General features: G+C 56.5%; 14 protein-coding genes. 7 read left to right on the top strand and 7 right to left on the bottom strand.

What is annotated here, in order from left to right; translation table 11 throughout:
- The 4 genes from tyrP to WFK85_RS07075 all read left to right on the top strand — a co-directional run bounded on the left by tyrP (position 1) and on the right by WFK85_RS07075 (position 5,245).
- Positions 1–1,212, top strand: coding sequence for a tyrosine transporter TyrP (gene tyrP / locus WFK85_RS07090; protein WP_336707157.1), 1,212 nt, complete (start codon positions 1–3; stop codon positions 1,210–1,212).
- Positions 1,213–1,403: 191 nt separating this feature from the next.
- Entirely contained in the window at positions 1,404–3,545 is a 2,142-nt protein-coding gene (locus tag WFK85_RS07085; RefSeq protein WP_336707159.1) for a TonB-dependent siderophore receptor, read from the top strand.
- Position 3,546: 1 nt separating this feature from the next.
- Complete coding sequence (locus WFK85_RS07080; RefSeq protein WP_166992410.1) at positions 3,547–4,644, top strand: ABC transporter substrate-binding protein; 1,098 nt, start codon at positions 3,547–3,549, stop codon at positions 4,642–4,644.
- A 103-nt stretch (positions 4,645–4,747) separates the two neighbouring features.
- A complete protein-coding gene (locus WFK85_RS07075) occupies positions 4,748–5,245 on the top strand; it encodes an AAA family ATPase (protein WP_166992407.1) in 498 nt (165 codons plus the stop codon).
- A gap of 27 nt (positions 5,246–5,272) precedes the next feature.
- On the opposite strand, the gene pptA is transcribed toward WFK85_RS07075, so the two are convergent.
- The 4 genes from pptA to betI form a co-directional block, all read right to left on the bottom strand.
- Positions 5,273–5,503 (bottom strand): tautomerase PptA, encoded by a 231-nt coding sequence (pptA, locus tag WFK85_RS07070; protein ID WP_039293536.1) that lies wholly within the window; start codon positions 5,501–5,503, stop codon positions 5,273–5,275.
- A gap of 102 nt (positions 5,504–5,605) precedes the next feature.
- Complete coding sequence (betA, locus tag WFK85_RS07065; RefSeq protein ID WP_166992404.1) at positions 5,606–7,291, bottom strand: choline dehydrogenase; 1,686 nt, start codon at positions 7,289–7,291, stop codon at positions 5,606–5,608.
- A 19-nt stretch (positions 7,292–7,310) separates the two neighbouring features.
- Entirely contained in the window at positions 7,311–8,783 is a 1,473-nt protein-coding gene (gene betB, locus WFK85_RS07060) for a betaine-aldehyde dehydrogenase (RefSeq protein WP_166992402.1), read from the bottom strand.
- Positions 8,784–8,800: 17 nt separating this feature from the next.
- A complete protein-coding gene (gene betI, locus WFK85_RS07055) occupies positions 8,801–9,394 on the bottom strand; it encodes a transcriptional regulator BetI (protein ID WP_166863880.1) in 594 nt (197 codons plus the stop codon).
- Positions 9,395–9,685: 291 nt separating this feature from the next.
- Between betI and WFK85_RS07050 the strand changes: the two genes are divergently transcribed.
- Positions 9,686–11,728 carry a choline transporter gene (locus WFK85_RS07050; RefSeq protein WP_008458860.1) on the top strand — a complete coding sequence of 681 codons (2,043 nt, stop codon included), beginning with the start codon at positions 9,686–9,688 and terminating at the stop codon, positions 11,726–11,728.
- Positions 11,729–11,731: 3 nt separating this feature from the next.
- Here WFK85_RS07050 and WFK85_RS07045 read toward each other — a convergent pair whose 3' ends face one another.
- Positions 11,732–12,685 carry a helix-turn-helix domain-containing protein gene (locus tag WFK85_RS07045; protein ID WP_166992400.1) on the bottom strand — a complete coding sequence of 318 codons (954 nt, stop codon included), beginning with the start codon at positions 12,683–12,685 and terminating at the stop codon, positions 11,732–11,734.
- A gap of 113 nt (positions 12,686–12,798) precedes the next feature.
- Between WFK85_RS07045 and WFK85_RS07040 the strand changes: the two genes are divergently transcribed.
- Entirely contained in the window at positions 12,799–13,440 is a 642-nt protein-coding gene (locus WFK85_RS07040; RefSeq protein WP_166992397.1) for an HD domain-containing protein, read from the top strand.
- Positions 13,441–13,855: 415 nt separating this feature from the next.
- Here WFK85_RS07040 and WFK85_RS07035 read toward each other — a convergent pair whose 3' ends face one another.
- Together WFK85_RS07035 and WFK85_RS07030 are read right to left on the bottom strand one after the other, a co-directional pair.
- Entirely contained in the window at positions 13,856–14,668 is an 813-nt protein-coding gene (locus WFK85_RS07035; RefSeq protein WP_336707162.1) for an arylamine N-acetyltransferase family protein, read from the bottom strand.
- Positions 14,669–14,743: 75 nt separating this feature from the next.
- The gene (locus WFK85_RS07030; protein WP_008458853.1) at positions 14,744–15,361 is read right to left on the bottom strand and encodes a glutathione S-transferase family protein; all 618 of its coding nucleotides are present in this window, start codon (positions 15,359–15,361) and stop codon (positions 14,744–14,746) included.
- 71 nt (positions 15,362–15,432) lie between these two features.
- Between WFK85_RS07030 and WFK85_RS07025 the strand changes: the two genes are divergently transcribed.
- Positions 15,433–16,512 carry a LacI family DNA-binding transcriptional regulator gene (locus tag WFK85_RS07025; RefSeq protein WP_336707164.1) on the top strand — a complete coding sequence of 360 codons (1,080 nt, stop codon included), beginning with the start codon at positions 15,433–15,435 and terminating at the stop codon, positions 16,510–16,512.
- Positions 16,513–16,543 lie beyond the last annotated feature (31 nt).

Below are 16,543 nucleotides of genomic sequence, written 5' to 3'. Positions count from 1 at the left end.
GTGAAGAACAGGACTCTTGGCAGTGTTTTTATCGTGGCGGGAACCACCATTGGCGCAGGCATGCTGGCGATGCCGCTGGCATCTGCTGGCGTAGGGTTTAGCGTCACGCTGCTGATGCTCGTCGGCCTTTGGGCACTGATGTGTTACACCGCACTCCTGCTGGTAGAGGTTTATCAGCACGTTCCGGCGGACACCGGTCTGGGTACCCTCGCCCGGCGCTACCTTGGCCGCCCCGGCCAGTGGTTAACGGGCTTCAGTATGCTGTTCCTGATGTATGCCCTGACGGCGGCTTACATTAGCGGCGCCGGTGAACTGCTGGCGGCAAGCCTTAGCCAGTGGCTGTCCACTTCTATCTCCGCCACTTCTGGCGTGCTGCTCTTTACCGTTGTGGCGGGCGGAATTGTCTGTATCGGCACCCACATGGTTGATATGTTTAACCGCGTGCTGTTCAGCGCCAAAATCATTCTACTGGTGGTCATGCTGGCCCTGATGATGCCGCATATCCACCACACCAACCTGCTCACAATGCCGATTGAGAAAGGCCTCGCGCTTTCCGCCATCCCGGTCATCTTTACCTCGTTTGGCTTCCACGGCAGCGTGCCGAGTATTGTCAGCTACATGAACGGCAATATTCGCAAGCTGCGCTGGGTGTTTATCGTCGGCAGCGCTATTCCTCTGGTGGCCTACATTTTCTGGCAGCTCGCCACCCTCGGCGCCATTGACTCGCCAACCTTTACCGGGCTGATGGCGGAGCATTCCGGGCTGAACGGCTTCCTGCAGGTTGTTCGTCAGGTGGTGGCCACCCCTCACGTTGAGCTGGCGATTCATCTGTTCGCCGACTTCGCGCTGGCCACCTCGTTCCTCGGCGTTTCCCTGGGCCTGTTCGACTACCTCGGCGATCTTTTTGCCCGCAGCCGGAAAGCCTCTGGCCGCCTGCAAACCGGCCTGATGACGTTCCTGCCGCCGCTGGTGTTTGCCCTGTTCTACCCGCAGGGATTTGTGATGGCGCTGGGCTATGCGGGCGTTGCGCTGGCGGTGCTTGCCCTGTTGGTGCCGTCGATGCTGGTGTGGCAAAGCCGCAAACAGCATGCGGAGGCGACGTGGCGCGTGGCGGGCGGTAAGCCGCTGCTGGGGCTGGTCTTTGCCTGCGGGATCGCGGTGATTGTTATTCAGTTCCTGATTACCGTCGGCCTGCTGCCGGAAGTCGGTTAACGCTCTCGATATTCACGCGGGGCATTCGTCCCGCGTTCTTCATTTTTTCTGCTAATTCCCCGCTAAATCATCAGGATTTTGGACATAAAACCAGTAATTATGTAAGCAGAGTTAATATTGTAAATGCTAATTATTGTTATTATCATCTTAATTCCCATTATAAAATCGCTTCAGTTCAGATAAACAACATCATGAATCGCATTCCTTTTGGTTCTACTTTCGTTCGCCAGGCACTTGTTAATTCAAAATTATTAATCATTTCAACCTTCATCGTTGGTGCTCCGGCTTTCGCCGCCGACAAACCGAAGGAAGACACCTTAACCGTGGTCGCTACCGCGAACCCGGACGGCTCACCAACCAGCTATACCCAGGATGACTCTACCATCGCCTCCCGCAGCAAGACGCCGCGCAGCGAGATTCCGCAGTCCGTTAGCGTGGTCACGCCGCAGGTGATTGACGACTACGCGGTGACCTCGGTCAATGACGCGATGAAGTTCGTCAGCGGCGTCACGCAGAGTAATACTCTCGGCGGCATCGAGGACGGTTTTGTCAAACGCGGGTTCGGCTCGAACAGCGATGGCTCCGTGTTTATTGACGGGGTGCGCAGCAACCAGGGCCTGGCGATGGATTCCAGCATCGACCATGTTGAGGTGCTGAAAGGCTCAGCCTCCCTGCTCTACGGCATCCTGAATCCCGGCGGCGTGATTAACCTCGTCAGCAAGAAACCGCAGTACACCTGGAACACCCACGTCAGCGGCACCAGCAGCAGCAACGGCGGCGGGTCCGGCATGGTTGACGTCACCGGCCCGCTCGGCAACGGCTTCGCCTTCCGACTGGTCGCCGAACGCCAGCATGAGGATTACTGGCGGAATTTCGGCACCGACGAACACACGCTGATTGCCCCGTCGCTCAGCTGGTACGGTGACAAAGCCTCTTTCAATATCAGCTACGTAGAATATAAGTTTGATATTCCGTATGACCGCGGCACGGCGTTTATCAACGGCAAACCGCTCAACATTCCTTACGACCGCCGCATTGACGATTACGCCAACCATGCCTGGGGCAAAAACAAACGCCTGACGACCAACTACTCGTACAAGCTGGATGACACCTGGGAAACCAACCTGAACTACGCCTGGATGCAGCGCCGCTACGACAGTAACGAAGTGCGTGCCACGGCGGTCGATCCTAACAGCGGCCTGGTTTCCCGCCGCGCGGATGCTAACCGCGGCTTTAACCACCAGACGGATTACGCGTCCTGGGACATCAGCGGCAGCCCTGAACTGCTGGGCATGACCCATGACATCACGCTGGGCGCGGATTACGAGCAAAACGAAACCTACAAGAAGTATTCGTATCGTGGGAAGGTGACGAAAACCTTCAATATGTATAACCCGGTGTACGGCGTCTCGCCGGTCACCAACGGCAGCACCTATAGCGATTCCAACAGCAACCTGCGCACTAATCTCTACAGCCGCTCCGTGTTTGCGAAAGACAGCATTCATCTGACTGACCAGTGGATTGCCGTATTGGGTGGCCGCCTGCAGCGCTATACCCAGACCTCCAGCGCCGGTTGGGTAAACCCGCAAACCACGCTGGAGGACCGGGGCAATGCCTTCCTGCCGCAGCTTGGCCTGGTGTACAAAATCGTGCCTGACGTGTCGCTGTACGGCAGCTACAGCAAGTCGTTCACCCCTTCCACGCAAACGGACGACAACGGCAACGTAGCGTCCACCGAAAAAGGGACGACATGGGAAGTGGGCGCGAAATGGCAGATGGCACCTCGCCTGACCAGCAGCCTGGCGCTCTACCGCATTGATGAAAAAGACATGTCGATCTTTATCAACGGCGTGACCCGCAATATCCCGAAAGCGCGCTCCACCGGTGCGGAATTAGAGCTTAACGGCGAAATTGCGCAGGACTGGAACCTGACGGCGAACTACAGCTATGACAAAACTGAGATCGTGGAAGATAACGTCAATCCGGTGAACGTCGGCAACCGCCTGGTAAATGCCCCGACGACCATGGGCGGACTTTACCTCAGCCACACCCTGCGTTTCTCCTGGCTGCCGGGTGAATTACGCCTGGGCGGCGGCGGGCGTTACGTCGGCAGCCGCGCGGGTGACCCGGAAAACAGCTTCACCATGCCGGCTTACACCGTGGCTGATGCGTTTGTGGCCTGGGACAGCAAGCTGCTGGGTAAAAATACCGAGCTGAAGCTGAACGTCAAAAACCTGTTCAACCGCGAGTACTATGAATCCAGTGCCGGTAACCTGCGCGTTATCGAAGGTGAACCGCGCACCGCTTATCTCTCCGCCAGCGTGGACTTCTGAGATGAAAAAGTCGCTGTTGCTCGCGGCCCTGCTGGCGCTTAGCGCCGGCAGTCAGGCCAAAACGATAACCGATATTCTGCAGCGTAAAGTTGAGGTGCCGGATAACCCGCAGCGCCTGGTCGTCGGCGAAAGCCGGATGATTTACACCCTCGCTTTGGTGGAGGACGGTAACCCGGCGAAGCGCGTCGTCGGCTGGCCTGCGGATCTGCAGCGTCTGGATCCGCAGACCTGGAACCGCTACACCGAAGCGTTCCCGGCTATCAAAGATATCCCGACTATCGGCAACAATAACTTCTCGCAGATAAGCGTGGAGAAGGTTATCGCCCTGCATCCAGACCTTGTGATTCTGCCGATCTACGCCAAAAAAGAGAGCAATCACGACAGCTTTCTTACCCAGCTGACGCAGGCGCATATTCCGGTGATTTACGTTGATTTCCGCGTCGATCAGCTGAATAACACCGTTCCCAGCCTGCGTATTCTGGGCGAAGCGCTAAACGACCAGCCGAAAACGGAAAAGTTTATCGCCTTCTATCAGCAGCACATGGCGAAGATTGCCCAACGCCTGGCTGAGGCTAAACCCGTGAAGCCGACGGTAATGTTGCAGCTGCATTTAGGGGATAAAAGCGACTGTTGCACCACCGTCGGGCGCGGCAACCTGGCGGATCTGCTGGCCTTTGCCGGTGGGGATAACATTGCCGTGAGCCGCTTCCCCGGCGTGTATGGCAAGATTTCCCCGGAAGCGCTGCTGACGGTGAACCCGGATATTTACATCGCCACCGGCAGCGCCGGGCCGGATCAAACAGACCGGTTGAAATTGGGGTCGGAAGTCACAGCCGTTCAGGCGCAGCAAAGCTTTACGCAGGTGCTTAGCCAGCAGAAAGTGATTTCTAATCTGAACGCTATCCAGAACGACAAAGCCTGGGCAGTCTGGCATAACTTCTACCTCTCGCCGTGGCATTTACTGGATGTTGAGTTCTTTGCCAAAACGTTCCACCCGCAGCTGTTTGCGGATATGGATCCGCAGCAAACGCTGGATGAGATGAACCAGCAGTTCCTGGTGGTGAAAGAAACGGGCACTTACTGGACGAAACTGAAGTAATCTGTGTGCGGGTCAGCCGCTCTGACCCGCCAATTTTACTAGTTGTATCTTTCATTCCTCAGGTAGACAGTAGTGAAAACCTGTTTCTTTCCATGAGGTGTCAATGCCAGACTCGTCCCCCGCTCAGCCCACGCTTCATCTTCTCTGCGGCAAAATTGCTGCCGGTAAATCCACCCTGAGCGCAAAGCTGATGGAAACGCCCGATACTATTCTGGTCAGCGAAGACAGCTGGCTCGCGGCGCTTTACGGCGAGCAAATGCAAAGCGTGGCGGATTATGTCGCCTGCTCAGGCAAACTGAAAAAAGCGCTAACGCCGCATCTTGTTTCCCTGCTGAGGAACGGGCTTTCGGTGGTGCTCGATTTCCCGGCGAATACGCTGGCAAACCGCCAGTGGATGAAGTCGATTGCGGATGAAGCCGGGGCAGATAATCGCCTGCACTATCTGGACGTGCCCGATGACGTTTGCCGGGAGAGATTACGCGCCCGCAACAGCAGCGGAACTCATGATTTTGCCGCTACGGACGCGCAGTTTGATTTGATTACCCGCTACTTCGTTGCGCCCGATGAGCGCGAAGGGTTGACGATAATCCGCTACCCATAAGGTGACATTGTCACCTTTTAAACTTGACTAAAGGCTGTAACCCGGTTTTTTCAGCAGCGAATCCATCTCCGGCGCAATCTGCGTATCCCACACTTCGGCTTTCCAGTTCGCCTGATCGATCATTTTCAGCGCCACGGACAGCGACTCGTCCTTCGAGCCGAAGTGCTTTTTCAGCACATCACACATTTCGCTGGCCACGGCCTGTTTTTGCTCTTCGGTCAGCTCACGAGGGAAACATTTGATTTCGATATGCGGCACGGTGATTCTCCTTTTTGTTGTTGAACAGTAGTTTTACTGCTTCACAGGGGGATCGGGCAAGCGGCGGGTAAAAGAAAGGCCAGTTTCACTGGCCTTGAAGGGTTACTGGATTTTTCGCGCCGGCGCTTTTCTGACCGGCGACTGTTCCGCTTTGTAATAGCTGGCGGTGCTGCGCGGCAGCGGCGCTTTGCCGCGAATCGCATCGGCAATTTTTTCACCGATCATAATGGTGGTGGCGTTCAGGTTGCCGGTAATGATCTGCGGCATAATTGAAGCATCCACCACGCGCAGCCCCTGCAGGCCGTGAACCCGGCCCTGCTCGTCCACCACGGCCATGTCGTCGTGCCCCATTTTACAGCTGCCGCACGGGTGAAAAGCGGTTTCCGCATGGTTACGCACAAACTCATCCAGCTGTTCGTCCGTCTGGCAGTCAACGCCGGGGCTGATTTCGCGGCCACGGTATTTATCCAGGGCTGGCTGCTGCATGATCTCACGAGTAATACGAATCGCGTCGCGGAACTCCTGCCAGTCCTGTTCGTGAGACATATAGTTGAACAGAATACTCGGGTGCTCGTGAGGGTCGCGCGATTTCAGCTTCACGCGGCCCCGGCTTGGGGAACGCATAGAGCCGACGTGGCACTGGAAACCGTGCTCTTTCACCGCGTTTGAGCCGTTGTAGTTAATCGCCACCGGCAGGAAGTGATACTGAATATTAGGCCAGCTAAATTCTTCGCGGCTGCGGATAAAGCCCCCCGCTTCAAACTGGTTGCTCGCGCCTACGCCGGTGCCGTTAAACAGCCACTCTGCACCGATTTTTGGCTGGTTGTACCATTGCAGCGCCGGGTAAAGCGACACCGGTTCTTTGCATTCGTATTGCAGGTACATTTCCAGATGATCCTGCAGGTTTTCGCCCACGCCCGGCAGGTCATGAACAACAGGGATCTCAAGGCTTGCCAGGAATTCTGCATCGCCCACCCCAGAGCGCTGCAGAATTTGTGGCGAAGCAATCGCGCCGGCGCTCAGCAAAACTTCTTTGCGCGCTTTGGCCACGGAATGCACCGGGCTATCGTTCACCAGGTATTCCACGCCTACCGCACGCAAATTATCAAAGATAATGCGGTCAGTGGTTGCATGGGTCACGATGGTCAGGTTTTCCCGGCGCTTTGCTTCATCTAGATAACCACGGGCGGTACTGGCGCGGCGGCCTTTCGGCGTCACGGTACGGTCCATCGGGCCAAAGCCTTCCTGCTGATAGCCGTTCAGATCGTCCGTTCGCGGATAGCCCGCCTCAACGCCCGCTTCGATCATCGCGTGAAACAGCGGGTTGTTGCCCTGCTTCGGCGTCGTAACGGACACCGGGCCTTCGCCGCCGTGATAATCGTTGGGGCCGATATCGCGGGTTTCCGCTTTGCGGTAGTACGGCAGGCAGTCCAGATAGCTCCAGTTCTCCAGGCCCGGCATCGATGCCCAGTTGTCGAGATCCATCGCGTTTCCACGGATGTAACACATGCCGTTGATCAAGGATGAGCCGCCGAGCCCTTTGCCTCGCCCGCACTCCATACGGCGGTTGTTCATATACGGCTCGGGGTCGGTTTCATAGGCCCAGTTGTAGCGCTTGCCCTGCAGCGGGAACGCCAGTGCCGCGGGCATTTGGGTGCGGAAATCAAAGCGGTAGTCCGGGCCGCCTGCCTCAAGCAGCAGGACGGTGGTATCGGGATCTTCCGTTAAACGTGCAGCTAGAACATTACCTGCGGAACCCGCTCCAATAATGATGTAATCAAATTCCATTCATCCTCCTCAGGTGGGGTTAAAAGATTGAGTGATAGGTGCCCATCTCCAGTTGGATTGACTTAACTTGCGTATAGCTTTGCAGCGTCATCAGGCCATTTTCGCGACCAATGCCGGAATGCTTGTAGCCGCCCACCGGCATTTCCGCCGCCGACTCTCCCCAGGTATTAATCCAGCAAATCCCGGCCTCAAGCTGGTGAATTACGCGGTGCGCACGAGTGAGGTCGTTCGTGACTACGCCCGCCGCCAGGCCATAATCCGTGTCGTTAGCGCGGCGAATCACTTCCTCTTCTGATTCGTAGCTAAGGATCGACATTACCGGCCCGAAGATTTCTTCGCGGACGATAGTCATCTCATCCCGGCAGTCGGTGAATACCGTGGGCGCAACCCAGGCACCGTTATCAAACCCATCTCCGCGCAGCTTGTCGCCACCGCACAGCAGCGTCGCGCCTTCTTCACGGCCGGATTCGATGTAGCGCAGGACGTTTTCGCGGTGCGGGAAGCTGACCAGCGGCCCAAAGTTGGTGTGCGGGTCCATTACGTCACCGGCACGAATGCGGCCCACGCGCGCCACAATTTTCTGCTCAAACTCGGCTTTCAGCGCCGCAGGGATGAAAACGCGAGTACCGTTGGTACAGACCTGGCCGGAGCTGTAGAAGTTGGCCATCATCGCGATGTCCGCCGCCAGGTTGAGATCGGCGTCATCAAAGATAACCAGCGGAGATTTACCGCCCAGCTCCATCGTGACCTGTTTCAGCGTGGTACCGGCGGCATTCGCCATCACCTTTTTGCCGCTGGCTACGCCGCCGGTGAAGGAAACTTTGGCAATGCCAGGGTGTTCCGTCAGCAGTTGGCCCGTTTCTGCGCCAACGCCTGGTAGCACGCTAAAGACGCCGTCCGGCAGCCCGGCTTCGGTATAAATTTCTGCCAGCTTAAGTGCGGTAAGCGGCGTCACTTCGCTCGGTTTGAAGATCATCGCGTTGCCAGCCGCCAGCGCAGGGGCAGACTTCCAAAGCGCAATCTGAATCGGGTAATTCCATGCGCCGATCCCGGCCACAACGCCCAACGGCTCCCGGCGGGTGTAGACGAATGAGGTATCCCGCAGCGGGATCTGCTGGCCTTCCAGGGTGGTTGTCAGCCCGGCATAATATTCCAGCACGTCTGCACCAGTGACGATATCGACGGCGGAGGTTTCGCTGAAGGCTTTGCCAGTGTCTAGCGTTTCCAGCTCGGCCAGCTCATCGTTACGCTCGCGCAGAATGTCGACCGCGCGGCGCAAAATGCGTGCACGCTCAACGGGCGTTTTTGCTGCCCATATTTTCTGCCCTTTCTTCGCCGCAGCCACGGCGCGGTCAACGTCTTCCCGGCCAGCAGCCTGAACGACCGCCAGCACTTCGCCGTTAGCCGGGTTGATGGTTTCGAAAGTTTTACCGCTGAGCGCATTCACGTAAGCGCCGTCGATATAGAGCTTTTGTTCACCCAATCGGGACATGATTTTTCCTCGCTAAATTAGCTTTTCACCGCAGTAAGATGCTGGTTGATGAATTGCGTGGTCAGTACGCTCGCCGCTTTGCGGTCAAACGGTTTGCCGCTTAGGGCCGCCCGCAGCCAAAGGCCGTCTATCAGCGCCGCGAGGCCATAGCCCGCCAGCCGGGCTTCCTCCTGCGGCAGCTCGCGCCTGAATTCGGCGGTGAGCGTGGATAACAGGCGGCGGCTGCTCACCTGCTGTAACCGGTAGAGCATCGGCTGGTGCATGCTGCTGGCCCAAAATGCCAGCCAGGCTTTCATCGCCGCGCTGTGCGTTTGTGTCTCGTCAAAATTTCCGTCCACGATGGCGCACAGCCGCCGTTCGGCAGAAGCGCCAGGTAAAGCTTTCAGTCGCCCCACCACCGCATCGCGGAGCTGGGCGGTGACGTCCCGCATGGTGGCCTCCAGCAGGCCGTTTTTATCCTGGAAGTAGTGGCTGATGATGCCGGTCGAGACCCCGGCCCGGCGGGCAATTTGCGCCACCGTGGCATCATGCATGCCGACCTCATTTATGGCGTTTAATGTGGCGTCGATGAGCTGTCTTCGCCTTATCGGCTGCATACCTTTTTTTGGCATCGCCCTGCTCCATTCATCAATAATTGTTATCTATTTAAGCGTTTATTGATTGAACGTTCAATATAAAATGTGTATTAATTGTTACGCAATGACGTGAAAACAGAGAAACACTCGCGTTCCAGACAATAAAAACGAGGATTTTATTTGAATAAATTCAATGAATTAAATTTAATCATCAATGTAAGACCATAAATTGATTATGGAATTGTTAAAAAGCAATCTCACCTGCATTCACAAGAAAAACTTAACTGCTCATCTGAGTAGTCACCGTTACTTAACCTGAGGTAATCGATGACGAGTCCCGTTACTGCTCCTGCTACCAGTGAAAAAGACAAAATCAACCCGGTGGTGTTCTACACGTCCGCCGGGCTGATTTTGTGCTTTTCCCTGATGACCATTTTTTATAGCGATTTCTCCGCGAATCTGATTAGCCACACGCTAAGCTGGGTCTCCTCCCGCTTCGGCTGGTACTACCTGCTTGCCGCCACGCTCTACATCGTGTTTGTGGTGTTTATCGCCTGCTCACGCTTCGGTTCTATAAAGCTCGGGCCGGAACAGTCCAAGCCCGAATTCAGCGTGCTGAGCTGGGCGGCGATGCTGTTTGCCGCCGGGATAGGCATCGACCTGATGTTCTTCTCCGTTGCCGAGCCGGTGACGCAATATATGCAGCCGCCGGAAGGTGCCGGACAAACCATTGAGGCGGCGCGCCAGGCGATGGTCTGGACGCTGTTCCACTACGGCCTGACCGGCTGGTCGATGTATGCGCTGATGGGCATCGCGCTGGGCTATTTCAGCTACCGCTATAATCTGCCGCTGACGATTCGCTCGGCGCTGTACCCGATCTTCGGCAAGAAAATTAATGGCCCGATTGGGCACACGGTGGATATCGCGGCGGTGATCGGCACGATTTTCGGTATTGCCACCACGCTGGGGATCGGCGTTGTGCAGCTGAACTACGGGCTGAGCGTGCTGTTTGATATCCCGGACAGCCTGGGTGCTAAAGCGGCATTGATCGTTCTGTCGGTGATTATCGCCACTATTTCGGTCACCTCCGGCGTGGATAAAGGTATTCGCGTGCTTTCCGAACTGAACGTGGCGCTGGCGCTGGGCCTGATCCTGTTCGTGCTGTTTATGGGCAATACCGAATTTCTGCTCAACGCGCTGGTGCTGAACGTGGGCGATTACATCAATCGCTTTATGGGCATGACGCTAAACAGCTTTGCGTTCGACCGCCCGGTGGAATGGATGAACAACTGGACCCTGTTCTTCTGGGCCTGGTGGGTGGCGTGGTCGCCGTTTGTCGGCCTGTTCCTGGCGCGTATTTCACGTGGCCGTACCATTCGTGAGTTCGTGTTAGGCACGCTGATTATTCCGTTTACCTTTACGCTGCTGTGGCTTTCGGTGTTCGGCAACAGCGCGCTGTACGAAATCATTCACGGCGACGGCACCTTTGCCCAGGAAGCGATGGCGCACCCGGAGCGCGGCTTCTACAGCCTGCTGGCGCAGTATCCCGGCTTCACCTTTAGCGCTTCGGTGGCGACGATCACCGGCCTGTTGTTCTACGTCACCTCGGCGGATTCCGGCGCGCTGGTGCTGGGGAACTTCACCTCTAAGCTGAAGGACATTAACAGCGATGCGCCCAACTGGCTGCGTATCTTCTGGTCCATTGCGATTGGCCTGCTGACAATGGGGATGCTGATGACCAACGGCATTTCCGCGCTGCAGAACATGACGGTGATTATGGGCCTGCCCTTCAGCTTCGTGATCTTCTTCGTGATGGCTGGGCTGTATAAATCGCTAAAAATTGAAGATTACCGCCGCGTTAGCGCCAGTCGCGACACCGCGCCGTATATGATGACCGCGCAGGATCGTCTTGGCTGGAAAAAACGCCTCTCCCGGCTGATGAACTACCCCGGCACGCGTTATACGCAGAAGATGATGGATACCGTTTGCTACCCGGCGATGGAAGAGGTTTCTCAGGAACTGGAACTGCGCGGCGCGAAGGTCGAACTTTCCGTTGAGCCACCGCTGCCGGATGAGAAGCTGGGGCACCTTGAACTGCGGGTGCATATGGGCGACGAACAAAACTTTGTCTACCAGATTTGGCCGCAGAAGTATTCGGTGCCGGGCTTTACCTACCGCGCCCGCAGCGGGAAGTCGACCTATTACCGGCTGGAAACTTTCCTGCTGGAAGGCAGCCAGGGCAATGACCTGATGGACTACAGCAAAGAACAGGTGATCATCGACATTCTCGATCAGTACGAACGCCACCTGAACTTTATCCACCTGCACCGCGAGGCGCCGGGGAACAGTATCACGTTCCCGAACGTGTAGGGGTTAGCACATCTTCTTATACGCGGCGGGCGTGATGCCCATTCGGCGCACAAACGCCCGCCGCAGCGTATCCACTCCGGAAAACCCGCTGGCGGCGGGTATCGCTTTTACCGGCAGCTCGCCGGACTCCAGCAGCTGCCTCGCCTTTGCCACTTTTTCGGCCTCCAGCCACTCGCCCGGCGTGATCTGTATTTCCTGATGAAACAGGCGCGTTAAATGCCGCACGCTGAGGTGAATATGTGCCGCCATCTGCTGGACCGTGGTCACCTCCGCTATGTTGGCGAGGGTCCAGCGCTGGAGATCCTGCAGCGCGCTGCGGCCGCTGAGCGAGGTCTTTTGCTCGCGGATGAAGTGGTTCTGGTTTACTGGCCGCTTGAAGAACATCACCAGATTAGCCGCTACGTCCTGCGCGACTTCCCGGCCCAGATCCTCTTCCACCAGCCTTAACGCGAGATCCAGCCCGGATGTCACGCCTGCCGCCGTGCGTAACGCCCCATCCATGATGTACAGCGCGTCGGCGCTAACTTCCGTTTCGGGGTAATGGGCGGCTAAAAGCGATGCAGCTGACCAGTGGGTAGTGACTTTCCTGCCTTTTAATAAGCCCGTTTGTGCCAATAAAAGTGCGCCGGTACAGACGGAGCCAAAGCGGCGGCTCTGGGTACAAAGCGCGATCATTTTTTTGCCCTGTTCGGCGCTAAGCGTTCTGCCTGCCGCATCCGGCGCACCGGCGACCAGAAATGTGGTTTCCCGCCCGCCCGCCGTGCTTTCCAGCACATCGTCAGCCAGCAGTTTAACCCCGGATGAAGCGACAATTGTCGGGTCTTCCAGCGCAACAATTCGTGAGTGATAAACCTCGCGGCACAGCACGCGGTTTGCTTCGGCAAACACGTCCAGCGGCCCGGAAACATCCAACAGTTGAACGCCCGGCACCGCCAGGATCAGGATTTGATGCGCCATTCTCTTCTCCACGTCGCGAACTGCGGCATAAGTCTTAAATCGTCGTTATGCGACTATTCAAGACATTTCAACGGAGGCCTATGCTACTCCAACACCAACATGAGGAGAAAGAGATGAGCTTAAAAATTAACGGCATCGCCATGCCTGACACCAAAATGGCGCGGGAAGCTACCCAACTGGTCCGCGACACCGAATCAGATTTACTTTTCCACCACTCCAGCCGGGTTTACTACTGGGCGGCGCTGGCCGGGCAGCGACGTGAACTTAAGGTTGATCATGAGCTGCTGTACATCGGCTGTATGTTCCACGATATGGGGCTGACCCACGAACACTGCAGCTGCGACAGGCGCTTTGAAGTGGACGGCGCGTTTGCCGCACAGGATTTTATGCGTCAGTACGGCGTTAGCCAGGCGGATATCGACAAAGTGTGGACGGCGATTGCCCTGCACACGACACCGGGTATTCCTGAGTTTATGGCGCCGGAAATTGCGCTGGTCACGGCTGGTGTGGAAATGGATGTGCTTGGGATTGATTACGACAAATTCAGCGCGGAACATCGCGAGCAGGTGGTGAAACTACATCCTCGCCCTGCGGCATTCAAGGAAGAAATTATTCAGGCATTTTACGACGGGATTAAAAACAAACCAGCCACCACGTTTGGCAACGTGAAGGCCGATGTCATTCGGGATAAAGAGCCTGCGTTCGAGCCGCTGAACTTCTGCAGTATTATTCGCGCTTCCCGCTGGGCGGGTTAAGCAACGTCAGGCGGGTGGCTTAGGGGTCACCTGCCCTGCACGGCGGCAAGCGAATCAAGCCCGGTGCCAGGCTGCGGATCGTGAGCAAAAGCGCCAATAACCATAAGAGAAAGGATAATTGCCAGAAAGATGTTTTTCATAACCTGTATTAACCGCTGAGCCGCCTGATGAGAACCGCCGATATGCTAAAAGAAAAAGGCTCAAATTGATAAAGGAAATTTTCAAAGTAACGTCAATTTTTGAATATTCCTCATATTATTCGGCCTTTTACCCTTGCATTGGTTTTGAAACAAGATATATCCGCTATCTACGCGCGTACCGTTGCTATTTTATTTCGAGTTTTGGGGTGTAGCTTTGCGATCCAGACGGATCGCCGCAGCGCGCTGGCACGAACTGCGGCGTCAAAGTGGACAGGTCAGGCTGGTTTTATCACGCCAATCCGTACCAGCATCGCCGAAAACTCTTCGAGACTGATGCCATGGCGCGGATGGTCGAAGCGCAAATTGAAGTTTTTCTGGAGCAGATCATAAACGTCTTGTGCACGGGTAAAGACCGGTGCGTTTTCCCCGGCGCTGTAGAGCGTATTTTTTTCGCCATTGGCCTTGTACAAACTCAGCGTCAGGCAGTGACGGAAGTGCGACTGCGGCCACGTTGCCACGTAGTGGTTCCCGGCTTCGTAATCAGAGTCGTACTGCGGTTCGAGGCTAAAACGATACAGGTTAATCACCTTGTCGGCGTCATGGAATTTCAGCAGCCAGTCGTGGTCAACACGTTCGAAACTGTACACGCCATGCGTCGTCTGCTGCATTTCACCGGCCACCAGACGAACCGGTTCAGGCAGCGTTTTACCGCCGAAGCCGACGTCAGCGATCCAGTCCTGGCCGTCGACGGTCACTTTCGTGAGGCGATGCGTCCTCGCGGGCATCTGCGGCGGGTTGGCCAGCAGCACGCGGGCCGCTAAGTTCTCCACCTCAAAGCCAAGCTCGGCGAGAACATTGCGGAACAGGCCATTTTGCTCAAAACACCAGCCGCCGCGCCCGGCCACGACCAGCTTATCAAAGACGCTTTCGTCGTCGATATGGAGCGTTCTGCCGAGCAAAACGTCCAGATTCTCAAACGGAATAGTGCAGGCGTGCGCCAGATGCAGCGCACGTAACGTTTCTACGGTGGCGCTGCGCGGCCCGTGATAGTTAATACGGTCGAAATAGAGCCCCAAATCTACTGCCATTTTGCTGATTCCCTGCTGCGAATGAATGGCCTCACTATAAATGCGGAGGCCGGCAGGCAGATGATCGTTCGTGCTTTAAAGCATGCCGTTTCTGCCCAACACTTTATTGAGCTGCGGCAGCGCACGAACCTGATTCGCCACGGCGGCAAGCTTAGGCGTGTGTTGGTCAAACCAGGCCTGCCGGGGCCGCCAGCGGGTCATCGCCGGCAGATACAAATCCAGCAGCGTCAGCCGTTCGCCAAAAATATAGGGGCCAGCACCGAGCTGCGTTTCAAACCACAGCCACAGCGACTCGCGGTAGCGGTAAAGGTTTTCGGTGAGGACCGTGGCCTCTTCTTCTACCCAGCGTTCACCGTAATCGCCGTAGGTGAAGGTGGGATAAACGTTGGCCACAATCCAGATAAGCAGGCGGTAAAACTGCTGCCGCTCAGGCGTGCCAATGGGCGGGGCATACTGCGGGTGACGATCGAGGATCCAGAGCGCGATGGCCGCGCTTTCGGTCAGCACTTCTCCGTTTTCCAGCACAAGGGTTGGCACCTGCGCCAGCGGATTAATCTCCAGCAGCCGATCCCGCATTGGCCCCGCTGTATCAAACCCATCAACGTCGATGAATTTGTAAGGTTCCTCAACCAGCGTTAGCATCAATTCAGTAATGGCCGACCCAAAACTCGACACGCCATACAGTTTGTACATAAGTTTCTCCCGGCTTTCGCGTTATGTGTAGAATAGCCGCCCTACCAGCGTCTGCGAGAAGGAAGCCTGCAATGAAAGCGAAATCTGTGACACTGTACGATGTTGCCGAGCTGGCAGGCGTGTCGTATCAAACCGTTTCGCGAGTGATCAACCAGGCTTCGCACGTTTCGGCGAAAACGCGGCAAAAAGTTGAAGCCGCGATGAAAGCGCTGAACTATGTCCCTAATCGCGTAGCGCAGCAGCTGGCGGGGAAACTCAGCCAGACGCTTGGCCTGGCGACCACCACCCTTTCCCTGCATGCCCCTTCGCAGATTGCGGCGGCGATAAAATCCAAAGCCGGTGAGCTGCAGTTCAACGTAATGATTTCGATGGTTGAACAGCCCGGTGTTGACGCGGCCTGCGCCGCCGTGAATAGCCTGCTTGCCCAGCGCGTTGACGGGCTGATTGTGAACATTCCGCTGGAAGCGGCGGAGGTGGCAGCCGTGCAGGCGGCCTGCGGCGATGTTCCCGTGTTGTTCCTTGATGTTTCGCCGGAGGTTTCGGCTAATCATATTGTTACCGACGCCGCTTCAGGCGCCGATCTTGCTGTGGAGCATCTGGTCACACTGGGGCATCGCCATATTGCCTTGCTTGCTGGCCCTGAAAACTCGGTCTCAGCCCGGCTGCGGCTTGAAGGCTGGCAGCGAACGCTAGCGGAGCATCAGCTTGCGCCTGCGGCCTTTCTGCGTGGGGACTGGAGTTCTCTGTCAGGCTACCAGCAGGTTAGCCAGCTTTTACGCGACGATCAGAAGCCGACGGCAATTCTTGTGGCTAACGATCAAATGGCGCTGGGCACCCTGCGTGCCATTCACGAAGCCGGGTTCGTGGTGCCGCATGACATTTCCGTTATTGGTTTTGATGACACCGAAGATAGCGCCTGTTTTCTTCCCCCGTTGACGACCATCCGGCAGGACTTCCGGCTGCTAGGCGAAGCCAGCGTGAACGGCATGGTGGCGCTTATTCATCAGGGCGGTGAATTAGCGGCGCTGCAGCCTGTCAGCCTCGTAGAACGCAAAACGACAGCCGCACCGGGTAGCCTGATGCAGCCCACGGCGGCACAGCTGGCCGACGAGCTTTCCCGCCTCGCGCAGCAGATTTCGCGCCTGAAATAAAACCGGGGTTCTTTGTGAGGCCCATCACCGA

Source organism: Cedecea sp. VD22 (assembly GCF_037150195.1).
Lineage (GTDB): Bacteria > Pseudomonadota > Gammaproteobacteria > Enterobacterales > Enterobacteriaceae > Cedecea.
This window is presented reverse-complemented; position numbering and strand designations above follow the sequence as displayed.

What these genes read in the sequence shown, in the direction of transcription:
- WFK85_RS07040 (WP_166992397.1), top strand. Translation starts at nt 12,799, where the DNA reads ATGAGCTTAAAAATTAACGGCATCGCCATGCCTGACACCAAAATGGCG.
- WFK85_RS07050 (WP_008458860.1), top strand. Translation starts at nt 9,686, where the DNA reads ATGACGAGTCCCGTTACTGCTCCTGCTACCAGTGAAAAAGACAAAATC.
- WFK85_RS07045 (WP_166992400.1), bottom strand. Translation starts at nt 12,685, where the DNA reads ATGGCGCATCAAATCCTGATCCTGGCGGTGCCGGGCGTTCAACTGTTG.
- WFK85_RS07085 (WP_336707159.1), top strand. Translation starts at nt 1,404, where the DNA reads ATGAATCGCATTCCTTTTGGTTCTACTTTCGTTCGCCAGGCACTTGTT.
- WFK85_RS07080 (WP_166992410.1), top strand. Translation starts at nt 3,547, where the DNA reads ATGAAAAAGTCGCTGTTGCTCGCGGCCCTGCTGGCGCTTAGCGCCGGC.
- WFK85_RS07025 (WP_336707164.1), top strand. Translation starts at nt 15,433, where the DNA reads ATGAAAGCGAAATCTGTGACACTGTACGATGTTGCCGAGCTGGCAGGC.
- betI (WP_166863880.1), bottom strand. Translation starts at nt 9,394, where the DNA reads ATGCCAAAAAAAGGTATGCAGCCGATAAGGCGAAGACAGCTCATCGAC.
- betA (WP_166992404.1), bottom strand. Translation starts at nt 7,291, where the DNA reads ATGGAATTTGATTACATCATTATTGGAGCGGGTTCCGCAGGTAATGTT.
- WFK85_RS07075 (WP_166992407.1), top strand. Translation starts at nt 4,748, where the DNA reads ATGCCAGACTCGTCCCCCGCTCAGCCCACGCTTCATCTTCTCTGCGGC.
- WFK85_RS07035 (WP_336707162.1), bottom strand. Translation starts at nt 14,668, where the DNA reads ATGGCAGTAGATTTGGGGCTCTATTTCGACCGTATTAACTATCACGGG.
- WFK85_RS07030 (WP_008458853.1), bottom strand. Translation starts at nt 15,361, where the DNA reads ATGTACAAACTGTATGGCGTGTCGAGTTTTGGGTCGGCCATTACTGAA.
- betB (WP_166992402.1), bottom strand. Translation starts at nt 8,783, where the DNA reads ATGTCCCGATTGGGTGAACAAAAGCTCTATATCGACGGCGCTTACGTG.